We start from the raw sequence: 19308 nt of genomic DNA, 5'->3' as shown, positions 1-19308 counted from the left end.
CGCCCCGGCGCTCGTGTTTCAACGGAAGGAATGACATGCCCACCGTCGCCAGAAACATCGTCGATACTCTCGTATCCAGCGGAGTCAAGCGGGTCTACGGAGTCCCTGGAGATTCGCTCAACGGCTTCACCGATGCACTGCGGGTCAACCCTCAGCTCGAATGGGTCCACGTCCGCCACGAGGAGGCTGCGTCCTTCGCCGCCAGCGGTGAGGCCGCCCTGACCGGCGAACTCGCGGTCTGCGCGGGCAGCTGCGGGCCCGGTAACCTGCACCTCATCAACGGCCTCTTCGACGCTCAGCGTTCGCGGGTTCCTGTGCTCGCCATCGCCGCCCAGATCCCCAGCGACGAGGTCGGTTCGAACTACTTCCAGGAGACCCACCCGACGGAGCTGTTCCGCGAGTGCAGCGTCTACGTCGAAAACGTCGCCTCGGCGGAGCAGATGCCTCGTCTGCTGCGCATCGCCATGCGCGAAGCCATCGAGAAGCGCGGCGTCGCGGTCCTCGTCATCCCCGGTGACGTCGGATTGAGCGAGATCGATGCCGCCGCCGAGGTGGTCAGGGCCTACCCGTCGCACATGACCCCCGCAGACTCCCAGATCGAAGCCGCGGCGAAAGCGCTGAACAAAGGCAAGAAGACGACCATCCTCGCCGGTGCCGGCACCGTGGGTGCCCATGATGAACTGCTCGCCATCGCCGAGAAGCTGCAGGCGCCGATCGTCCATTCGCTGCGCGGCAAGGAGTTCGTCGAATACGACAACCCCTATGACGTGGGTATGACCGGGCTGCTCGGATTCTCCTCCGGCTATGCCGCGCTCAAGGACTGCGACACGCTCCTCATGCTCGGCACCGACCTGCCTTACCAGCAGTTCTACCCCGAAAACGCGACCGTTATCCAGGTCGATGTGCGCGGTTCTCAGATCGGTCGTCGCACGAAGGTCGACATTCCGCTCGTCGGGACGGTCGCCGACACCGTCGAGGTTCTGCTGCCGCAGATCAAGCCCAACCGCAGCAGCACACATCTCAAGGCGCTGACCAAGCACTATCAGAAGACCCGCAAGGATCTCGACGAACTGGCGACACCGTCGAAGCGGACGATCCACCCGCAGTACCTCACCCGACTCATCGACGAGATGGCCGATGACGATGCGGTCTTCGTCCCCGATGTCGGATCCCCCGTGGTGTGGGCGGCCCGCTACCTGACGATGAACGGCAAGCGCCGCCTCATCGGCTCCTTCAGCCACGGTTCCATGGCCAATGCCCTGTCCCAGAGCGTGGGTGTGCAGGCGGCCTTCGAGGATCGGCAGACCATCGCGCTCGCCGGCGACGGCGGGCTGACGATGCTGCTGGGCGAGCTCATCACGCTCACCCAGAACAAGCTGCCGGTGAAGACGGTCGTGTACAACAACTCCTCGCTCAACTTCGTCGAGCTCGAGATGAAGGCCGCCGGCTTCGTCACCTTCGGCACGGACCTGAAGAACCCCGACTTCTCCACCATCGCCGAGGCGGTCGGAATCAAGGGCTTCCGTGTCGAGAAGTCCAAGGACCTGCCGAAGGTCGTCAAGGAATTCCTCGCCTATGACGGGCCCGCGGTCCTCGACGTCGTCACGGAACGTCAGGAGCTGTCGATGCCCCCGTCGATCACGGTCGAGCAGGCCAAGGGCTTCGCCCTCTACGCCATTCGCACGGTGCTCTCGGGCAAGGGCGACGAACTCATCGACCTCGCCCGCACGAACCTCCGCCAGCTCTTCTGAAGCTGAGCCGGCGGTCGGCTGAGGGCCGAGGTGCGGAGGCAGAGCTTCCTCACCGCAGTCAGTCCGCCTGACGGTTCCAGGGGCAACAAGTGGGTACAGAATGCCAATTTGGGGGTCCAAAGTGGCATTCTGTACCCACTTGTTGCGCTGAGAGGGCGGATCGGCCCTCTCAGCTCAACTCAGCCTGGCGCGGGGAGCTCCACCCAGCTCAGGCGAACGAGCCTCAGCCTCGCGGGTACGGGGCCAGGGCCTGCGCGGTGACCAGCGCCGCGGTCATCGCCTCGTGGCCTTTGTCTTCCTGCGAGCCTTCCAGCCCGGCGCGGTCGAGCCCCTGCTGTTCGTCATCGCAGGTGAGCACGCCGAAGCCCACGGGTTTGCCGGAGTCGATGGCCACTCGGTTGAGACCGTCGGTGGCGGCCTGGCAGACGTAGTCGAAGTGCGGAGTGCCGCCACGGATGACGACGCCGAGAGCGACGACCGCGTCGAAGTGCGGGGCCAGCCGGGCCGCGGCGACGGGCAGTTCGAAGCTGCCGGGCACGCGGACGAGGGTGGCGTCGGCGCCGGCTTCGGCGGCGGCGCGTTGAGCCCCGTCGACGAGTCCGTCCATGATCTGGGTGTGCCAGGAAGCGGCGACGATGGCGACGCGCAGGTCGGCGGCATCGACGGTGAGTTCGGGTGCTCCGGAATGGGCCATAATGGTGTCCTTTGTTCAGGGCTCAGAAGAGCCGGTGGTGGCGATTCGGGTGGGCCGAATGCGTCCGTTGTAAGAATGGGCAGTGCGCGGAGGTGTCGTCGATGCGAGTCCGTGCGACTGTGCGCGCAGAAACGGCGTGCGTAGAATCGGCGCGCGCAGAAGTGGCGCGCGACCGGAAGATGAGCTGCCGCCTCAGCTGGCGACGGCTCCAGGGGAGACCGCCTCGGAGGACTCCGCACCCGGAACCGGCGCACCTGGAACTGCCGTACCCGAAGCAGGCGTTCCCGTGACCGACGGCAGAGTCAGCGCATGGTGCATGCGTTCGCGCTTCGTCGCCAGGTAGTGGGTGTTCTCCGGGCGGGCGGCGACCTCGAGCGGCACGACCGCCTCGACCGTGATGCCCAGTTCCTCCAACGCCGCGGTCTTCGCCGGGTTGTTCGTCAGCAGGCGGATGCGCGTGAGCCCGAGCGAGCGCAGAATCGACGCGGCGGCCCGGTAGTCGCGGGCGTCATCGGTGAATCCGAGGTCGAGATTCGCATCCACGGTGTCCCGCCCCTGATCCTGCAGGGCGTAGGCGCGCAGCTTATTGCTCAGCCCGATCCCGCGCCCCTCATGCCCGGTGAGATAGATGACCGCCCCGCTCTGCTCTGTGATGAGGTCGAGCGCCCGGTCGAGCTGCTCTCCGCAGTCGCACCGGTGCGAACCGAACACATCCCCGGTCAGGCACTCCGAATGCACCCGCACGAGCGGAGCTGGGCCTGCCGGATCCGAATCGAGGGAACCCGCGAACACGCCGAGGTGGTCGTGCCCGTCGATCGTGAATGCGCGCGCCCGCAGGCTCCCGTGCTCCGACGGCAGAGGAACCTCGGCCGTGGCGCTCAGAGGCTCGTCGCCCGAAGCCGCAGACTCGCCGGCTGCGCCCGCGGACTCGCCGCGCGCATCCCGCTCCTCCAGGTACGCGATGAGCTGTTCGATCGAGACCATGACCAGCCCATGGGCATCGGCGAAGTCGCGGACCGCGTCGAAGCGCATCATCGATCCGTCGTCGTAGACCACCTCGCCGATCATGGCCACCGGCTGAGCACCGGCCAGGCGTGCGAATTCCACTCCCGCCTCGGTGTGGCCGGGACGTTCGCGGACACCGCCGTCCTTCGCGATGAGCGGGAAGATGTGACCGGGCCGCGAGATCGCCGCCGGGTCCGGGTCGGCGGCGGCGAGCACCCGGCCGGTCTGCGCGCGTTCGGCGGCGCTGATCCCGGTGGTCACTCCCACGGCATCGCAGCTGACGGTGTACGCGGTGCCCTTGGGATCTTCGTTGTCGACGACCATCGGCGGCAGCCGCAGGGCGGCGGCACGGTCGCCGGTCATCGGGGCGCAGATGACACCCGAGGTGTGTCGGACGAAGAATCCCATCGTGTCCGCATCGGCGTATTCGGCGGCCATGATGAGGTCGCCTTCGTTCTCCCGGTCCTCGTCGTCGACGACGAGGATGGGCCTGCCCGAGGCGAAGGCGGCAATCGCCTCCGCGATCGGGTCGAGGCGGCTGGCGTGAGCGACTGAGTCAGTCATGATCGGCTCCTTGCTGTGTGCGGTTGTGCGTCGGCGTTGATGAGTTCGCCGAGGTGGGGCCGGGGTTAGTGGGGACCCCGGAGTCGGTCTGGGCGTCGTCGCCGACGCGGAAGGACAGGAGGCGCGCGGTGTACTTCGCGAGCACATCGACCTCGATGTTCACAGCCGCGCCGACCTCGAGTTCGCCGAAGGTCGTGTGGGCGAGGGTGGCCGGGATGAGGCCGACCTCGACCCAGGACGCCGATTCGCTGGGTTCGGACACCGCGGTCAGGGTCAGGGACACTCCGTTGAGGGCGATGGACCCCTTGACCGCGGTCAGCGGGGCGAGATCGGCGGGGATCGCGATGCGCAGCGTCGACCAGTCTGCTCGGTCGATGCGGTCGACGAGTTCGCCGCGCCCGTCGACGTGACCTTGGACGACGTGGCCGTCGAAGCGCCCCGAGGCGGGCGTGCAGCGCTCGAGGTTGACCCGGTCTCCCGTGGTCAGGGTGCCGAGTCCCGTCAGGCGCAGGGTCTCGCCCATCACCTCGGCGGTGAAATGACCGGGCGTCGCCGAGGTGGCCCTCCGTGTCGAGGTCAGACAGACCCCGTTGACGGCGAGGGATCCGCCGAGGTCGAGGTCGGCGACGAGTTCGCCCGCGTCGATAGTGATCGCGGCCGAATCGTTTGTGTACTCGATGGCCTCGACAGTGCCGAGTCCTTCGATGATTCCGGTGAACATGTGCCTCCGTGGTGTTTCAGTGGTGCGTGCTGGTGATCGGGTGCGTGCTGGTGTGCGGTGTGCCGGTGGGAACGTTCGATGCGTCTAGCCGGTGGGGTCTCCTGCCGAGTCGTCGCGTCTGTGTCGCGGGGTCTCCGTGGCGAAGTGGAGCAGGAAGTCGGGGCCGAGCCGTGAGATCGCCGGCACCTCGGTGTCGTCGGGGACGAGCCGCAGGGCGTCGCCGAGGGTGGCGATGTCGAGGTCCTCGACGCTGCGACGGCCCGGGCCGATGAGCAGCGGGGCCTGATAGCAGAAGATCTCATCGACGACTCCGGCAGCGAAGAAGGCCCCGAGGATGCGTGGTCCGCCCTCGACGAGGACGTGGCGCACTCCCTCGGTGAACAGACGCTCGAGTGCTTCGCCGACGTCGTGTGTGCGTAGCTGCAGGGTGTCGGGATTGAGCGCGAGGAAGGACTCGGCCGGCAGCTCCGACGTGCCGAGCACGACGGGCCGCGGCTGGTGCGGCAGGGCAGTCCCGTCGGCGCCGCGGGCATTGAGTCGGGGATCGTCGGCCAGTGCTGTGCCCGTGCCGACGAGGATGGCATCGACGCGGGAACGGACCTCATGGGCATGTGCTCGTGACTGGTCCGAGGTGATCCACTGGCTGGTTCCGTCGGCAGCGGCGACACCGCCGTCGAGGCTCTGCGCGATCTTCACCGTGACGAACGGGCGGGCCGCGGCAGTGACGGTGACCCACCGGCCGTTGAGAGCGCGGGAGGCGTCCCCGTGCAGGCCCGAGCGCACGCTCAGCCCCGCCTCGGCGAGGGTCTGCCCGCCGCCGGCGGCCACCGGATTCGGGTCATCGGCGGCGAAGACGACGGACGGGATTCCGGCGGCGATGATCGCCTCGGTGCACGGCCCGGTCCGGCCCTGGTGGGAGCAGGGCTCGAGCGTGACGAACAGTGTGGAGGCGGACAGGTCGATGTCGAGGTCGTGGGCGGTGGTGATGACGTCCACCTCGGCGTGGGGAGTGCCGGCACCGGCGTGATGGCCGGTCACGATCTGCCCGTCTGCGGTGAGAATCGCGGCTCCCACCAGCGGATTCGCCCCACGGAAGCCCTCGCGGGCCGCGTCGAGGGCGGCAGTCATCGCCGTGGATTCGAGTTCGGTGAACTCTGCTGGGGCCGTGAACTCCGCGCCCATGAAAAAACCTCCCGAGCCTTCGCCGGGAGGGAGGATATTGCGGGTGCAACCATCAGGGTGTCTCGGATGCGTGAGACGGTGCGGTCGAATGCACCGAAACACAGCGGCCGAGGCCACCATGCTCCTCCCATCCAGACTCTGACTGTCGGTTTCGGAATCTCACCGAATCAACCGCCTGCACGAATGCGAGCGGGTCGCGGACTATGACCGCCGGTACGGAATTTCACCGTCCCCGGAACATGTGAGGCCAGGTTAGCACGACCATCGCCGAGGCGGGTGTGCCGTCCGTCACATGGTGAGACGTGCGGGTGGAGCGGGGGAGTTTCGGCCGTGCGGTCGGGAGTGGGGCGCGGAGTGACGGACGGTTGCGAAACTGCATAACCTAGGTATATAAATGAGTTATGGATGATGTGAATTCGGCAGAGCTCGTGTCGCGACTCGTCGTCGTGTCCTCTCGTCTGACCAGGGCGTTTCGGCGTGTGATCGGCAACGAGAGTTCCTTGGCGGCCCTGCGGGCGCTCGCCGTCGTCGAGCAGTATCAGCCTGTGCGAGTCGGCCATTTCGCGCAAGGGTATCTGAGTTCGCAGCCGGCGGCGACGAAACTCCTCTCTCGGCTCGAGGAGGCCGGGCTCGTGCTCCGAGAGGCGAGTCCGACCGATGGGCGGGCTTCGCAGTTCTCGCTCACCGACGCCGGCCGCGAGCGGTTGGCCGAGAACAGGTCGATCATGACCGAGCAGATGCAGCCCTACTTCGAATCACTCTCGCCCGAGGAGAGACTGAGCGTCGATCGTGCGCTCGGCCTCGTCTCCGACTTCCTCAAGGACCGTCACCCGGTCGACATTGCCGAGGGTGCCGCCGACGAGCCGCCGGTTGCCGACGAATCTTCCGTTACGACTGAATCGTCCGGTACGGCTGAACCGTCTGCAGCGGATGGCGAATCCACCGACGCAGAATCCACAGAAGTCGAGCCCGCCTGATCCGGACGCGACAACCGAAGAACCACAGTCTGAAACGTAAGAAAGAAGGCCGCGGATAGCGCATGAGAGCGTCAACCGATAACGAAACATCAGGAGACGAAACGACGGACAGCGGCGGAAGCGCGTCGATTCTGCATCAGCCGCGGGCCGTGTGGGCCGTGGCCTTCGCTGCGGTCATCGCGTTCATGGGCATCGGCCTCGTCGATCCGATTCTGCCGGCGATCTCCGCCGAGCTCGACGCCACGCCGGCCCAGTCGATGCTGCTGTTCACCAGCTACCTGTTCATCACCGGCGGCATGATGTTCTTCACGAGCTACCTGTCCTCGCGCATCGGTGCGAAGACCACGCTGCTCGTCGGCCTCATCCTCATCGTCGCGTTCTCGGCGCTCGCCGGATTCTCCGGATCTGTCGACCAGATCATCGGCTTCCGCGCCGGCTGGGGTCTGGGCAACGCGCTCTTCATCTCCACGGCCCTGTCGACGATCGTCGGTGCTGCGTCCGGTGGTGCTGAGAAGGCGATCATCCTCTATGAGGCGGCTCTGGGTGTCGGCATCGCCACCGGGCCGCTGCTCGGCGGACTGCTCGGCGGCATCTCATGGCGCGGACCGTTCTTCGGCACCGCTGTCCTCATGGCCATCGGCTTCATCGCCATCGTCGTGCTGCTGCCCGGAGGTACGAGCTCGAACGGGGCCTCCGCCGAACCGATCAAGCTCAGCGCGACCTTCCGCGCACTGGCGCGCCCCGGTGTGGCCGTGCTCGGCATCTCCGCGCTGATGTACAACTTCGGCTTCTTCATCCTGCTCGCCTACAGTCCGTTCCCCGTCGAGGAGGCGGCTGCGAAGATGGGCATCGAGAACTTCGGCGCCATGGGACTCGGCTACGTGTTCTTCGGCTGGGGCATCTGCGTGGCGATCACCTCGGTGTTCGGAGCTCCTCTGCTGACCAAGCGGATGGGACGTCGCCGCAGCCTCATCGTCACTCTCATCGCGCTGGCGGTTCTGCTCGGTGTGATGTCGTTCCTCGTCGAATCCCTCACGGGCCTCATCATCTGCATCGTCATCGCGGGCATGCTGCTCGGTGTGCTTAACACGGTGTTCACGGAATCGGCCATGGAAGTCAGCGACCTGCCCCGTCCTGTTGCCTCGGGAACGTATTCGGGTGTGCGCTTCGTCGGTGGTGCCGTGGCCCCGATCGTCGCGGGATCGGTGTCCGAATCGATCAGCGCGGGAGCGCCGTACCTCTTCGGCGCCGGAGTCGTCCTGCTCTCGGTCATCGTCATTTCGATCGGCTGGAAGACCCTGCGCCGGGTCGACGGCCACATCGACGAGGCGCCAGTCGACGAGGCCTACGCACTGACCGGCGGAGACGCCTGACCGGGAAAGTTGCCTGAGCCGAGTTGCGCTTGATCCAGGGAGAGGCCTGGCGGGAGCAGTTCCGGATCGGCGCCCGAGGAGATGCTCCTCGGGCGCCGATTCTGTTGCTCAGGAATATGGCCAGTCGAAGACCGGCCGGCCTGTTCCAGATCTGGAACCGCGAAAAGACGGGGTCGGTGCGGAATTTGGTGCACAATGGTTTCTGCACAACTCATTCCACACTCCCTAAGACGAAGGTCATCATGTCCTACGACGCGAACGCAGCATACAACTCAGGAGCCGGAGCTCCCGGCCAAGGAATGCCCGGCGCCGCTGCCTCCGGATACGGCGGGCCGGGCTATGGTGGAGCACCGCTCGGTGCGTCCAGCCCCGATGACCTCACCCTCCCGCTCTACGGTGCCTCCTTCGGCCAGGCGGTCAAGCGCTTCTTCAAGAACTACGCGAAGTTCTCCGGCCGTGCCTCGCGCAGTGAGTTCTGGTGGGCGACTCTATTCTGCGCACTCGTCGCGCTCGTGCCCTATATTCTCTTCATCATCGGTGCGGTCATGATGGCAGTCGCGGCTTCTGCTGATCCCTACAGCAGTGGCGCGCCGTCCGGTGGCGGCGTCGCGCTGATGGGCATCGGCGGAGTTCTGCTGGGCCTCTTGTTCCTTGCCACGATCGTGCCCTCCCTCGCTGTCTCCTGGCGCAGGTTGCACGATGCCGGTTTCTCCGGTCTGTTCTATCTGCTCACGCTCACGAGCATCGGCAGCATCGTCGTACTCGTCATGCAAATCATGCCCTCGAAGCCGGAGGGCCAGCGCTTCGACGCCTGATTCGGCGACGGGGTTCGGCTCTGGGTATCACGCCCCGTTGCCGCTATCTCCTACAGCCGCGCGAGCATCACGCCCCGTCAGCGTCACTACGTACCAGTGCAACGGTATGAAGTGCCGCCGGCGGGGCGTTTCGTTGCCAACGGGGCGTTGCATCGCTTGCGGTGTGATCCGCTCCATCGCCGAGGTGGCTGTTCCGTGCGCGAGTGCGCCCGGTCCGTGCGTGATCACTGCCGTCCCGTGCGCGATCACGACCGTCCCTTGCGTGATCACGGTCGGCTCGAGGCCGCCTGAGGTCGTCCCGGCGAGCCCGTGCGAGATCACTCACCGGCCCGCGCTCACCTGCGGCGGAGGGTCCTGACGAACGACCAGAGCATCGCGACGAAGACGATCGCCCAGACGATGAAGCCGACCCAGAACCAGTGCTGACCGATCCACTCGATCGCCGGAACCCGATCGGAACGGCCCAGATACATGCTCGCCACCGCGTACATGCCCAGCGGGAAGACCATGCTCCACAGTCCCGCTGAATAGTTCATCGGCACCCGATGGGCGAAGTGACGCCACCCGCCGGCGATCACGAAGACAGGGATGAGCCAGGTGGCAAAGGCCCAGAGGAGCGCTGAGGAGCCGCCGATCAGCTGCCTGGTGGCATCGAGCATCGGAGTCGACCCGATCTCGAGGATCCGGGACCCCGCGACAATCGAGATCGCCAGGGCGCCCATCGTCACCCAGTACGGAGCGTCGAGGTCCGTGGGCCCGAACCGATGGAGCAGCACCCTCATGCCGACAACCGCCGCGCACGCGATGTAGAGGGCGATGCCCACCGCCCACATGACCACCGCCGTCAGCGCCAGGGACTCGACAAGGCCGGGAGCGGCGAACGAAGTTCTCGGGATCTTGATCGCCAGGCTGGAGGCGACGACGGCCACGGACTGTGCGCCGACGACCCAGACGAACCAGGTGCCGTTCGCGCCTTTGGCCACCGGACGAGTGCGCGAGCCGAGCACGGCGGTGAACGGGATCCCGTACCCGAGAACGATCCACAGCAGCGCTCCGAGGCCGAAGAAGATGAGGGCCAGGCGTGTGAATCCGAGGCCGATGAGAGCTGTGGCGAGAACGTTCGTTCCGGCTACGGCTGTGAAGAAGCCGAACGCCCGGCTCGGGTCGTGGAGGTCATTGCGCAGGGCCTGACGATGACGGATGAGGCGCAGAACGATCAGGGCGCCGAAGAAGAGGTAGAGCGCGACCGCCAGCCAGAAGAGAACGGCCGACAGAAGAGCCAATCCCTTCAGCTGCGCTCCGATCGAGACGATCCCGGTGGCCATGACCGATGCGAAGCACCCAGGCGCGAGCGTCGACGGGCTCAGCCCCCAGTTCCTGCGCAGCCGCAAGGGATGTTCTTCGACCGTGTTCATCCGCTCCTCATCCTCCGGTGTCGATGCCCGACACTCATCGCATCCGATATTACGACCCCCGCCCGCGTCCTGCTTCCGCTAGAAGCGACTGTGTGCGATTGCCGACAGATGTGGCCTCTCGATACCGTTCTATGAGAGAATTCACTGGTGTTACCGAAGGGTAACAAAGGGGAGGCCGCCCCGCTCCGCGACACTCAGTGTGCACGGTGACGTAGTCTGCAGACACATGGGCGGCGCAGAAACGCCCGAACCAGACTTGGTCGACTGAGGGCACGGACGATTGGAAGCCAGGGCAATGGAGAGTACGACGGACACTCTCGCCGAGGATGCCGACACCGATTCGACGGCGATTTCCCTGCAGGGGTGGTCCCTGACGGGTAAGCAGGGCAGCGTCTTCGACGACATCGACCTCGAGGTTCCGGCCGGCGCCATCGTGATCGTCCGCGGACCTGCCGGCAGCGGCAAGACCTCCCTGCTGCTGTCCCTGGCGGGACGGATGCAGGTCTCGGAAGGGCAGGGCCGCCTCGGCGAATTGGATATCAGGAAGCGGGCCCGCGCCGTCCGCGGGCAGGTGGCCGTCGGACACGTCGCAGGGCTGACGGACCTCGAGAACGACTTCACGGTGGCTCAGCACGTGGCCGAACGCCGGATCATGCTGCAGCCCTGGTACAAGCCATGGGTGTCGAAGTCGTCGCTGCGGGAGGTCATCGGCCTCATCCGGCAGACCTTCGCCTCGGCCACCGAATTCATCGATGCGCTCCCCGAGGGGACGTTCTCGACGACGGATGCGCAGGAAGCAGATTTCCTCATCGACGACGACGGAGAGGTCTTCGTCTCGGAACTGAGCGAGCTGCAGAAGTTCTTCCTCGAATTCGGGCTGGCAAGTCTGAGCCGACCGCCCGCCGTTGTCATCGACAACATCGACTACCTGCGCGAAGCCGCTGACCGGGCGCGTGCTTGGGCCGGGCTCCTCATCTACCAGCAGCTGCGCCAGTCGCGGGACCCCGACAACCCGCTGACCGTCATCGTCTCCTGCGAGGACTCCGGCGAATTCGACATCGCCTCCCGATCGCTCGGCTCCGAAGCCGAACCCACAGCGGTCATCGAACTCGAGCTGACCGCGCATCGCCCGAGCCGGCACGGCTCGCGACACTGAAATTCCGACACTGAACTTCCTGCACCACGATCTCGATTCCGAGGAGATTCCCGCATGTTCTCCCTTCCCTGGCTAGAACTCTCACGGTTCAAACGGCACACGATCACGCGCCTGGCGATGATCGTCATCGCCGTCATCCCCGCCATCTACGGCGGCCTCTACCTGGCCTCGAACTGGAACCCGACGGACAACCTCGACAAGCTGCAGGCCGCGGTCGTCAACGAGGACACCGGGGCGAAGAAGCCGAACTCGGACGGGGAGTCCCTGCATGCCGGTGATGAGCTCGTCGACGAGATCACACCGAAGGGCGAGGGCGGATTCGACTGGACCGAAACCAGTCAGGAGGAAGCCGACGAAGGTCTGGCCGAGGGCAAGTACTTCGCGATCCTCGAAATCCCCGAGGGCTTCTCGAAGAATCTCGTCTCCACCGGCGGTGATGACCCCGAACAGGCTGGACTGCAGCTGCGCACCGATGATGCCCACAACTTCATCGTCGGCCAGGTGGCGAACACTGTGCTCACCGAGATCAAGTCCGGACTGAACAAGACGACGACTGCCGAGTATGTCTCCCAGGTCTACGTCGGGTTCAACGACATCCATTCTCAGACCGAGAAAGCCGCGACCGGCGCCTCGGACCTCCACGACGGCGCCTCTGATCTGCATGACGGGACGGGGTCTCTCGTCGACGGTACGACGAAGCTCGACAAGGGAGTCGGCACTCTGCAGACCGGGATCATCGACCTCGACGACGGTGCCGGCAAGCTCGTCAAGGGCAGTGGGGATCTCAAGAATGGTGCCGATACTCTGTCCGAGTCCACCACCGAGGCGAAGAACGGTTCGAAGAAGCTCGCCGACGGTGCCGGGCAGGTCGCCGACGGGACAGGGCAGCTCCGTGATGTCGCCGACGATGCCACGGGCAAGGCCGATGATCTCAAGAAGAAGGCCGACGACCTCGTCGACGGGACTCGTCCCAAACTTCAGCGTGCCGAAGACGACTTCGAGACCGCCCGCACATCGGTCAACGGCGACGTCGACGACCGGGTCAAGAAGCTGAAGGAGAAGTACCCGGACGATCCCGACGTCGCGAAGCTCTCCGACGATGTCGACACCCTCGGCGGAGACCTCGATGATGCGCACTCGCGTGCGAAGGACGCGAAGGACAAGGCGAAGGACCTCGAGGACCCGGTCAAGGACGCCGTCGATGACGTCATGGACAAGATCCACGATGCCGACAAGAAGATCGGCAAGCTCGACGACGGCGCACAGGAGGTCGCGACCGGTGCGGATGATCTGCACTCGGGCCTGGTCAAGCTCGACGCCGGTGCGGGGAAACTGGCGAAGGGAGCCGGGGACCTCAACGACGGGATCGTCCAGCTCAAGGACGGGACCGCGAAGGCGAAGACCGGAGTCGGTGACCTCAAGGACGGTTCCTCGCAGCTCGTCGATGGTTCGACGAAGCTCGACAAGGGCGCTGGAAAGCTCGAAGACGGCTCGAGTGAGCTGGCCGACGGGCTCGAGGACGGTCTCAAACAGATCCCGACGTATGACAAGAACGATCGTGAAAACCGCTCCGACGTCGTCGCCGTGCCGGTCGACGCGGATAAGGTCAAAGACAATGCCGTCGACGCTTACGGTGAGGGCTTGGCCGCATTCTTCGTGTCCCTGGCGCTGTGGATCGGCGGCATGATCACCTACATGGTGCTCAACGCGATCCCGTACCGGGCGCTGGCCTCATCGGCGTCGTCGTCGAGGATCGCCTGGGCCGGCTACGTCCCCGGGCTGCTCTTCGGCGCGGCGCAGGTCGCGGTGCTCTATCTCGTGCTCACCTTCGCCCTCGACTTCTCTGCCGGAGCGTGGGTGGGAACTCTGCTGTTCTCGATCCTCGTGGCCGCGAGCTTCCACGCCGTGCACCAATTGTGTGTGGCCGCGCTCGGCGGTGTCGGCAGGCTCATCGCGCTCGTGCTGCTGATGATCCAGATCGCCTCGGCAGGAGGGACCTATCCGGTCCAGACGGCGCCGGGCATATTCCAGGCCATTTCGCCGTTCCTGCCGATGACGCATGCGGTCAACGGGCTGCGCACGCTCATCGCCGGCGGCGACATGTTCATCGCGGCGCAGTCGGCGGTCGTGCTGCTGCTGATGACGCTCATCTGCCTGGCCGCGACCGTGGTGGTGTGTGCGCGCAAGCGGATGGTCACGCTCACCCAGCTTCACCCGAGCCTGAGCTTGTAGGCCTTGCGCTGAGGTGGAGGGCCGCCTCGGTGGATTGACCTAACAACCGGGTGCGAGGCGAGGAATCCGGTCCGCCGGCCGAGTTCAGGTCATTCCGTGCGGGATTCGCAGACTGAAAACCGCACGAACCGTCCGGAACTCCGCTTGGCATGCCGACTCAGCAGCACCCCGCCTCGTGCCTGTGTTGACCGAGTGCCAGCACCCCGTCGGCCCCTACCCCAGCGCCAGCCGGGCGGCGAGGATGACGAGGACGACGGCGATCGCGACGTCGAGGACCTGCCACACGCGCGGCCGGGCCAGATACCCCGAGAGCCCGCGGGCGCCATACCCGATGGCGAGGAACCAGCTCACCGAACCGAGCATCGCCCCGATCGTGAACGGCCACACGTTGCCGGGCCCCTGCTGGTTGGCGAGGTTGCCGAGCATGACGACGGTGTCGAGGTAGACCCCGGGATTGAGGAACGTCAGCGCGAGCGTGGTGAGGATGATCGAGCGCAGACTGCGCTGCTCGGTATCGGCCTTGAGCCCGCTCGCCTCCCGTGCAGACTTCAGGCTCGTCCATGCGAACCACAGCAGGTAGGCCACACCCACCCATCGCAGGACCTCGAGCGCCCACGGTGCGAGGAGGACGATCGCTCCGATGCCCACGGTGCCCGAGCCGATGAGGACAATGTCGGCGAGGATGCAGATCAAGAGCACGACGCCGAGGTGTTCGCGGCGGATGCCCTGGCGCAGGACGAGCGCGTTCTGGGGGCCGACGGCGATGATGAGCGACCAGCCGGCGAGCAGGCCGGAGACGAGATGAGTGAGCACGAAAGCCACACTATGCTCCGAAATGAATGAAGAAAAACAACGATCTCTTCATGTGATGCAGAATTGCTTCATGAACATCGATCACGTCAAAGCTCTCGCCGCCGTCGTCGACGAGGGGACCGTCGAGGGCGGCGCCTTCGTCCTCGGGATCACCGCCTCGGCGGCGAGTCAGCGCATCCGTGCACTCGAGTCGAAGCTCGGACAGGTGCTCATCCGGCGGACGAATCCGATCACCCTCACCGAGGCGGGCACCGCCGTCCTCCGCTACGCCCGCCAGGTCGAGCTGCTCGAGTCCGAAGCGCTTGATCGACTCCACGGGATCGCCGCTGATGTTCCCGACGGTGTCGGTGCACGTGGAGGGCGACGGGAACCGACGGTGCTGCGGATCGGGGTGAACGCCGACTCCCTGGCGACGTGGTTCCGGCCCGTCTTCGCCGAGGTGGCCGCGTGGGACGATGTCGTCATCCGCATCGATGTCGTCGATCAGGGCAAGGCCCTGCCGCTGCTGACGTCGGGGGAGGTGCTCGGCACGATCACCTCGGCGGAGGCGAGTGCCTACGGCACTCAGGTCCAGCGGCTCGGGTCGATGCGCTATGTCGCGGTGGCCGCGCGATCACTGCTCGAGCGGCACGGGGGAGTAGTCACTGTCGGGGGTCCTGCCCGCGGGGCGCTCGCCGAGGTGGATCTTACGACCCTGCCCATGGTGAACTTCGGCCGTGACGACGACCTGCAGCTGAACTTCCTCGCGGCCGCGGGGGTGAAGGGAGTCCCGCCGACCTCGGTGGTGCCGAGCTCGACGGAATTCGCGGCCGCCGTGGCCGCCGGCGTCGGCTGGGGCATGATCCCGATCATGCAGCTCGACGACCTCGGCGATCACCTCGTCCCGATCACTGCCTCGCCGGCTGTCGACGTCCCGCTCTATTGGCATCACTGGACGCTGGCCTCGGACAAGCTCTCTCGACTGACCGCGGCGCTGAAGGCAGCCGCCGAGGTGATGCGGTGAGGGAGTAGCCTCACGTTGCCACGTTCAGCCGTTTGCCAGTACCGCCGCGAGCGTCGACTGACCTCTTTGAATGAGCTGACATTCGAAGTGCAGACCTCCCCCACACGTGTGGATTCGGGGGGTCTAGCTGTTTCTGGGGCGGGGTCGCCATTACAACTTTCGACCGGTCGGTGTACCGCTCGACGGCTCTCAGCTGAGGAGTTTCTCGATCATCCACCTGAGCTGGGCGTGTGCGACGTCGACAGCCATGGTCTCCGGCGTGATGATCGAATGCAGGGCGATGCCGTCGACGGTCGTGAAGAGTGCCTTTGCGATCGGATCCACCTCGTCTGCGGCTATGTGCCCTTCGTCGGCGAGGCGGTTCAGCCATTGGTGCATGCTGTCATAGGTGACCGTGTGACCGTGCTCGAGGAGTCGGCGCGAGACAGCGCGAGGCTCGGGCCCGAGTGCGCGTAGGTGCATGGAGAACCAGACCTCGAGTTGGATGTCCCTGTGCTCGTGAGTCGGCAGGAACTGAGCGCAGCACTCGTAGAGGCGATCGACGGGATCGATCGTCGAATCGGCGATCGAGAAGTCATTGATGACGGTGTCGATCGACTTGCGCGCAACCGCCTCGTGGAGATCGGACTGTGTCGGAAAGTAGTGGCGCAGCGTCGATGCTCCGACGCCTGCTTCCTGGGCGACCGCGCGCACGCTGAGGTTCGCCTGGCCGGGCTCCGAGTTCTCGGCCAGCCTGATCGCGGCGGCGATGATGTCATCACGCTTCGACATTCGTTTTCCCCTCTTCCCTTGACGCCCTTGGCTTCGGTCAGTGTATAGTACAACGTACTGGCACGCTGTACTAGTAGGTTGTACGGGAGGTGAGACTCCGTGCAGTTGCCCGAGTCGCGTGGCATTCGGAGTGCCGAGTGCCTGAACGACCAAAAGCACCCCGAAACGAAAGCCGAGCCCCATGATCGAGAGCATCCAGAACTTCGCCGCATCGTTCCCCGACTGGCTGCAGTGGGCGGGCGTCATGCTCGCCTCCGCGATCCCGTTCGTCGAGTCCTACTTCGGTGCGGTCATCGGTGTCGCTATCGGCCTCCACCCTGTTGTCGCCATCCTCGTTGCAGTCATCGGCAACGTCATCTCGATGCTGATCTTCGTCTACGGAGCAGGAGCGATCCGCGACAAGGCGACGAAGAACAAGGAGGTCGAGGAGAAGCCGAAGCGGCAGCGGCTCAAGCGCATGTTCGACAAGTTCGGCATACCGGGCGTCTCGCTGCTCGGCCAGACCCTCCTGCCTTCACAGATCACGTCCTCGGCGATGGTCGGCTTCGGTGCCAACCGCAACGTCGTCGCCGTCTGGCAGATCATCTCGATCATTCTCTGGGGCGTGCTCTTCGGAGTGCTCGCGACCCTGGGCATCGAGCTCGCGCTGCGCTGATCCGCCGCCGAGGTGGTCGGACAGAGGCCGCGTCAGTGCCTCGACCTAGACTGGCCCCATGACGGAAAGCACCCCGACATCCCCACCCGCCCCCGACGACTTCGCTGTCGAAGCCCAGCGGATCCTCGCCGAGCTGACCGCCAACCCGAACGCGCAGTTCCGCGACGGCCAGCTCGAATCCATCCGCGACCTCGTGGAGGCGAAGAAGCGCGTCCTCGTCGTCCAACGCACCGGGTGGGGCAAGTCGGCCGTCTACTTCGTCGCCACCCGCATGCTCCGGGCCTCCGGAACCGGTCCCAGCCTCATCATCTCCCCGCTGCTGGCACTCATGCGCGACCAGATCGCCGCTGCCGAACGCGCCGGGGTCCGGGCCGCGAGCCTCAACTCCTCGAACGTCACCGAATGGGACTCCGTTCTCGACGACCTCAAAGCCGGCAGTCTCGACGTCCTCCTCGTGTCCCCGGAGCGGCTGAACAATCCGCAGTTCCGGGACGAAGTCCTGCCGCAGCTGCTGAGGTTCCTCGGCCTCATCGTCGTCGACGAAGCCCACTGCATCTCCGACTGGGGCCACGACTTCCGCCCCGACTACCGCCGCATCGGCCACATCCTGGCCGAACTGCCGCACAACACTCCGGTCCTCGCGACGACCGCAACCGCGAACTCCCGCGTCGTCACCGACGTCGCCGAACAGCTCGGCAACGACACCACCGTCGTCCGCGGCGAACTCGCCCGCGACTCCCTGCGCCTCGGCGTCCTGCCCGGACTCGACGCGAGCGCCCGCATCGCCTGGCTGTCCTCCCACCTCAACGACTTCACCGGGTCCGGCATCGTCTACACACTCACCGTCTCCGCCGCCGAAGACATCACCCGCATGCTGCGCGAACAAGGCCACGAGGCCCGCGCCTACACCGGCCGCACCGATGCCGAAGAACGCGCCGAACTCGAAGGTCAGCTCAAGGACAACCGGCTCAAGGCGCTCGTGGCCACCTCGGCGCTGGGCATGGGCTTCGACAAACCCGACCTCGGATTCGTCATCCACATCGGTGCCCCATCATCGGCCGTCGCCTACTACCAGCAGGTCGGCCGCGCCGGCCGCGCCACCGACTCCGCCGACGTCCTCCTGCTGCCCGGGGCGGAAGACGAACAGATCTGGGAGTACTTCGCGACCGCGTCGATGCCCAACCAGAACGACGCGAACGCCGTGCTCTCCGCCCTCGCCGAGGCGGACGGCCCCCTGTCCGTGGCCCGCTTGGAGACGCTCGTCGGCACCAAACGCTCCCGCCTGACCCTGCTGCTCAAGACCCTCGAGGTCGAAGACGCCGTGACGAAGGTCAAGGGCGGATACGTCTCGACCGGTCAGGGCTGGACCTACGACCGGGAACGGTATGAGAAGGTCGCCGCCGTGCGCGCCGAAGAAGCCCGGGCAATGCTCGACTACGAAGCGACCGGGCAGTGCCGGATGGAGTTCCTCATCCGCCAGCTCGACGACCCCGACCCGCAGCCCTGCGGACGCTGCGACAACTGCGCCGGCGTGTGGTTCTCCGCCGAGATCTCCGACGAACAGCGTCAGGCTGCCGCCGGGAACCTCCACAAGATCGGCCTGCCCATCGAACCGCGCGGCACCTGGCCCAGCGGCCTGGCCAACATCGGTGTCCCGCTCAAGGGTCGGATCCCCGCCGAAGAACTCGCCGAGGAGGGGCGTGCGATCGCCCGCCTGTCCGACCTCGGGCAGGGGCAGAGTCTGCGATCGTTCCTCGCCCCCGATGCTCCCGATGCCGAGGTGCCCGGCCGGATCGGCAAATGGTGCCTCGAAGTGCTCGGTCAGTGGGACTGGGCCACCCGCCCCGAGGTGGTTGTGTCGATCCCGAGCGCCCGTCGTCCAGTGACCGTGCGGTCTCTGGCTGCGAATCTCGCTGCGGCCGGTCGCCTCGTCGACGGTGGCGAACTGCTGCAGGTCGGCGACCACGGCACCCCCGACGTCAACAGCGCCTTCCGTGTCAAAGATCTGTTTGAGGCCTTCGTCGTCCCACCCGAGGTCGAGGAAGCGGTGGCTGGGAAGTCGGTGCTGCTCGTCGATGACGAGGTCGTCTCCCGGTGGACGATGACGATCTGCGCCAGGCTGCTGCGCAAGGCCGGTGCCACCTCGGTGCTGCCATTCGCACTGGCCCTGCGGGCCTGAGG

The 19308-nt window shown here is 66.0% G+C and carries 16 protein-coding genes and 1 riboswitch; of the genes, 9 read left to right on the top strand and 7 right to left on the bottom strand.

Annotation, left to right across the window (positions count from 1 at the left end; translation table 11 throughout):
- Positions 1 to 35 precede the first annotated feature (35 nt).
- Positions 36 to 1751: a ubiquinone-dependent pyruvate dehydrogenase gene (poxB, locus tag J9314_RS16965; RefSeq protein ID WP_210603453.1), complete on the top strand. Its 1716-nt coding sequence runs from the start codon at positions 36 to 38 to the stop codon at positions 1749 to 1751.
- A gap of 223 nt (positions 1752 to 1974) precedes the next feature.
- Here the strand turns inward: poxB and ribH are convergent, their stop codons facing one another.
- From ribH to ribD, 4 genes are all read right to left on the bottom strand, one after another.
- Positions 1975 to 2445 (bottom strand): 6,7-dimethyl-8-ribityllumazine synthase, encoded by a 471-nt coding sequence (gene ribH / locus J9314_RS16960; protein ID WP_181274953.1) that lies wholly within the window; start codon positions 2443 to 2445, stop codon positions 1975 to 1977.
- Positions 2446 to 2637: 192 nt separating this feature from the next.
- Entirely contained in the window at positions 2638 to 4014 is a 1377-nt protein-coding gene (gene ribA, locus J9314_RS16955) for a GTP cyclohydrolase II (RefSeq protein ID WP_210603452.1), read from the bottom strand.
- Positions 4007 to 4735, bottom strand: coding sequence for a riboflavin synthase (locus J9314_RS16950; protein ID WP_210603451.1), 729 nt, complete (start codon positions 4733 to 4735; stop codon positions 4007 to 4009). The genes ribA and J9314_RS16950 overlap by 8 nt, the downstream gene beginning before the upstream one ends.
- A gap of 84 nt (positions 4736 to 4819) precedes the next feature.
- A complete protein-coding gene (gene ribD / locus J9314_RS16945) occupies positions 4820 to 5917 on the bottom strand; it encodes a bifunctional diaminohydroxyphosphoribosylaminopyrimidine deaminase/5-amino-6-(5-phosphoribosylamino)uracil reductase RibD (protein WP_246490469.1) in 1098 nt (365 codons plus the stop codon).
- Between the two features lie 115 nt (positions 5918 to 6032).
- A riboswitch (FMN riboswitch) is annotated at positions 6033 to 6161 on the bottom strand.
- 157 nt (positions 6162 to 6318) lie between these two features.
- Here ribD and J9314_RS16940 point away from each other — a divergent pair.
- The 3 genes from J9314_RS16940 (at position 6319) to J9314_RS16930 (ending at position 9082) form a co-directional block, all read left to right on the top strand.
- Positions 6319 to 6894 (top strand): MarR family winged helix-turn-helix transcriptional regulator, encoded by a 576-nt coding sequence (locus tag J9314_RS16940; protein ID WP_210603450.1) that lies wholly within the window; start codon positions 6319 to 6321, stop codon positions 6892 to 6894.
- A gap of 62 nt (positions 6895 to 6956) precedes the next feature.
- Entirely contained in the window at positions 6957 to 8267 is a 1311-nt protein-coding gene (locus tag J9314_RS16935; protein ID WP_210603449.1) for an MFS transporter, read from the top strand.
- A 242-nt stretch (positions 8268 to 8509) separates the two neighbouring features.
- Positions 8510 to 9082 (top strand): DUF805 domain-containing protein, encoded by a 573-nt coding sequence (locus J9314_RS16930; protein ID WP_210603448.1) that lies wholly within the window; start codon positions 8510 to 8512, stop codon positions 9080 to 9082.
- 335 nt (positions 9083 to 9417) lie between these two features.
- Here the strand turns inward: J9314_RS16930 and J9314_RS16925 are convergent, their stop codons facing one another.
- Positions 9418 to 10497, bottom strand: coding sequence for a tellurite resistance/C4-dicarboxylate transporter family protein (locus J9314_RS16925; protein WP_210603447.1), 1080 nt, complete (start codon positions 10495 to 10497; stop codon positions 9418 to 9420).
- A gap of 295 nt (positions 10498 to 10792) precedes the next feature.
- On the opposite strand from J9314_RS16925, the gene J9314_RS16920 reads away from it, so the two are divergent.
- Positions 10793 to 11653, top strand: coding sequence for an ATP-binding cassette domain-containing protein (locus tag J9314_RS16920; protein WP_210603446.1), 861 nt, complete (start codon positions 10793 to 10795; stop codon positions 11651 to 11653).
- A gap of 54 nt (positions 11654 to 11707) precedes the next feature.
- Positions 11708 to 13885, top strand: coding sequence for a YhgE/Pip domain-containing protein (locus J9314_RS16915; protein WP_210603445.1), 2178 nt, complete (start codon positions 11708 to 11710; stop codon positions 13883 to 13885).
- 213 nt (positions 13886 to 14098) lie between these two features.
- On the opposite strand, the gene J9314_RS16910 is transcribed toward J9314_RS16915, so the two are convergent.
- Complete coding sequence (locus J9314_RS16910) at positions 14099 to 14698, bottom strand: LysE/ArgO family amino acid transporter (protein WP_210603444.1); 600 nt, start codon at positions 14696 to 14698, stop codon at positions 14099 to 14101.
- Positions 14699 to 14768: 70 nt separating this feature from the next.
- On the opposite strand from J9314_RS16910, the gene J9314_RS16905 reads away from it, so the two are divergent.
- On the top strand, positions 14769 to 15701 hold the full coding sequence (locus tag J9314_RS16905; protein ID WP_210603443.1) for an ArgP/LysG family DNA-binding transcriptional regulator: 933 nt from the start codon (positions 14769 to 14771) through the stop codon (positions 15699 to 15701).
- Between the two features lie 189 nt (positions 15702 to 15890).
- Here the strand turns inward: J9314_RS16905 and J9314_RS16900 are convergent, their stop codons facing one another.
- Entirely contained in the window at positions 15891 to 16472 is a 582-nt protein-coding gene (locus J9314_RS16900) for a TetR/AcrR family transcriptional regulator (RefSeq protein WP_210603442.1), read from the bottom strand.
- A 181-nt stretch (positions 16473 to 16653) separates the two neighbouring features.
- On the opposite strand from J9314_RS16900, the gene J9314_RS16895 reads away from it, so the two are divergent.
- Positions 16654 to 17127: a hypothetical protein gene (locus tag J9314_RS16895; protein WP_210603441.1), complete on the top strand. Its 474-nt coding sequence runs from the start codon at positions 16654 to 16656 to the stop codon at positions 17125 to 17127.
- A gap of 58 nt (positions 17128 to 17185) precedes the next feature.
- The gene (locus J9314_RS16890) at positions 17186 to 19306 is read left to right on the top strand and encodes a RecQ family ATP-dependent DNA helicase (RefSeq protein WP_210603440.1); all 2121 of its coding nucleotides are present in this window, start codon (positions 17186 to 17188) and stop codon (positions 19304 to 19306) included.
- The last annotated feature ends 2 nt before the right edge of the window (positions 19307 to 19308 follow it).

Origin of the sequence: Brevibacterium oceani, from assembly GCF_017948325.1 — a bacterium.
Lineage (GTDB): Bacteria > Actinomycetota > Actinomycetes > Actinomycetales > Brevibacteriaceae > Brevibacterium > Brevibacterium oceani.
Note: the sequence above shows the minus strand (reverse complement) of the source record. Positions and strands in the feature narration are given on the sequence as shown.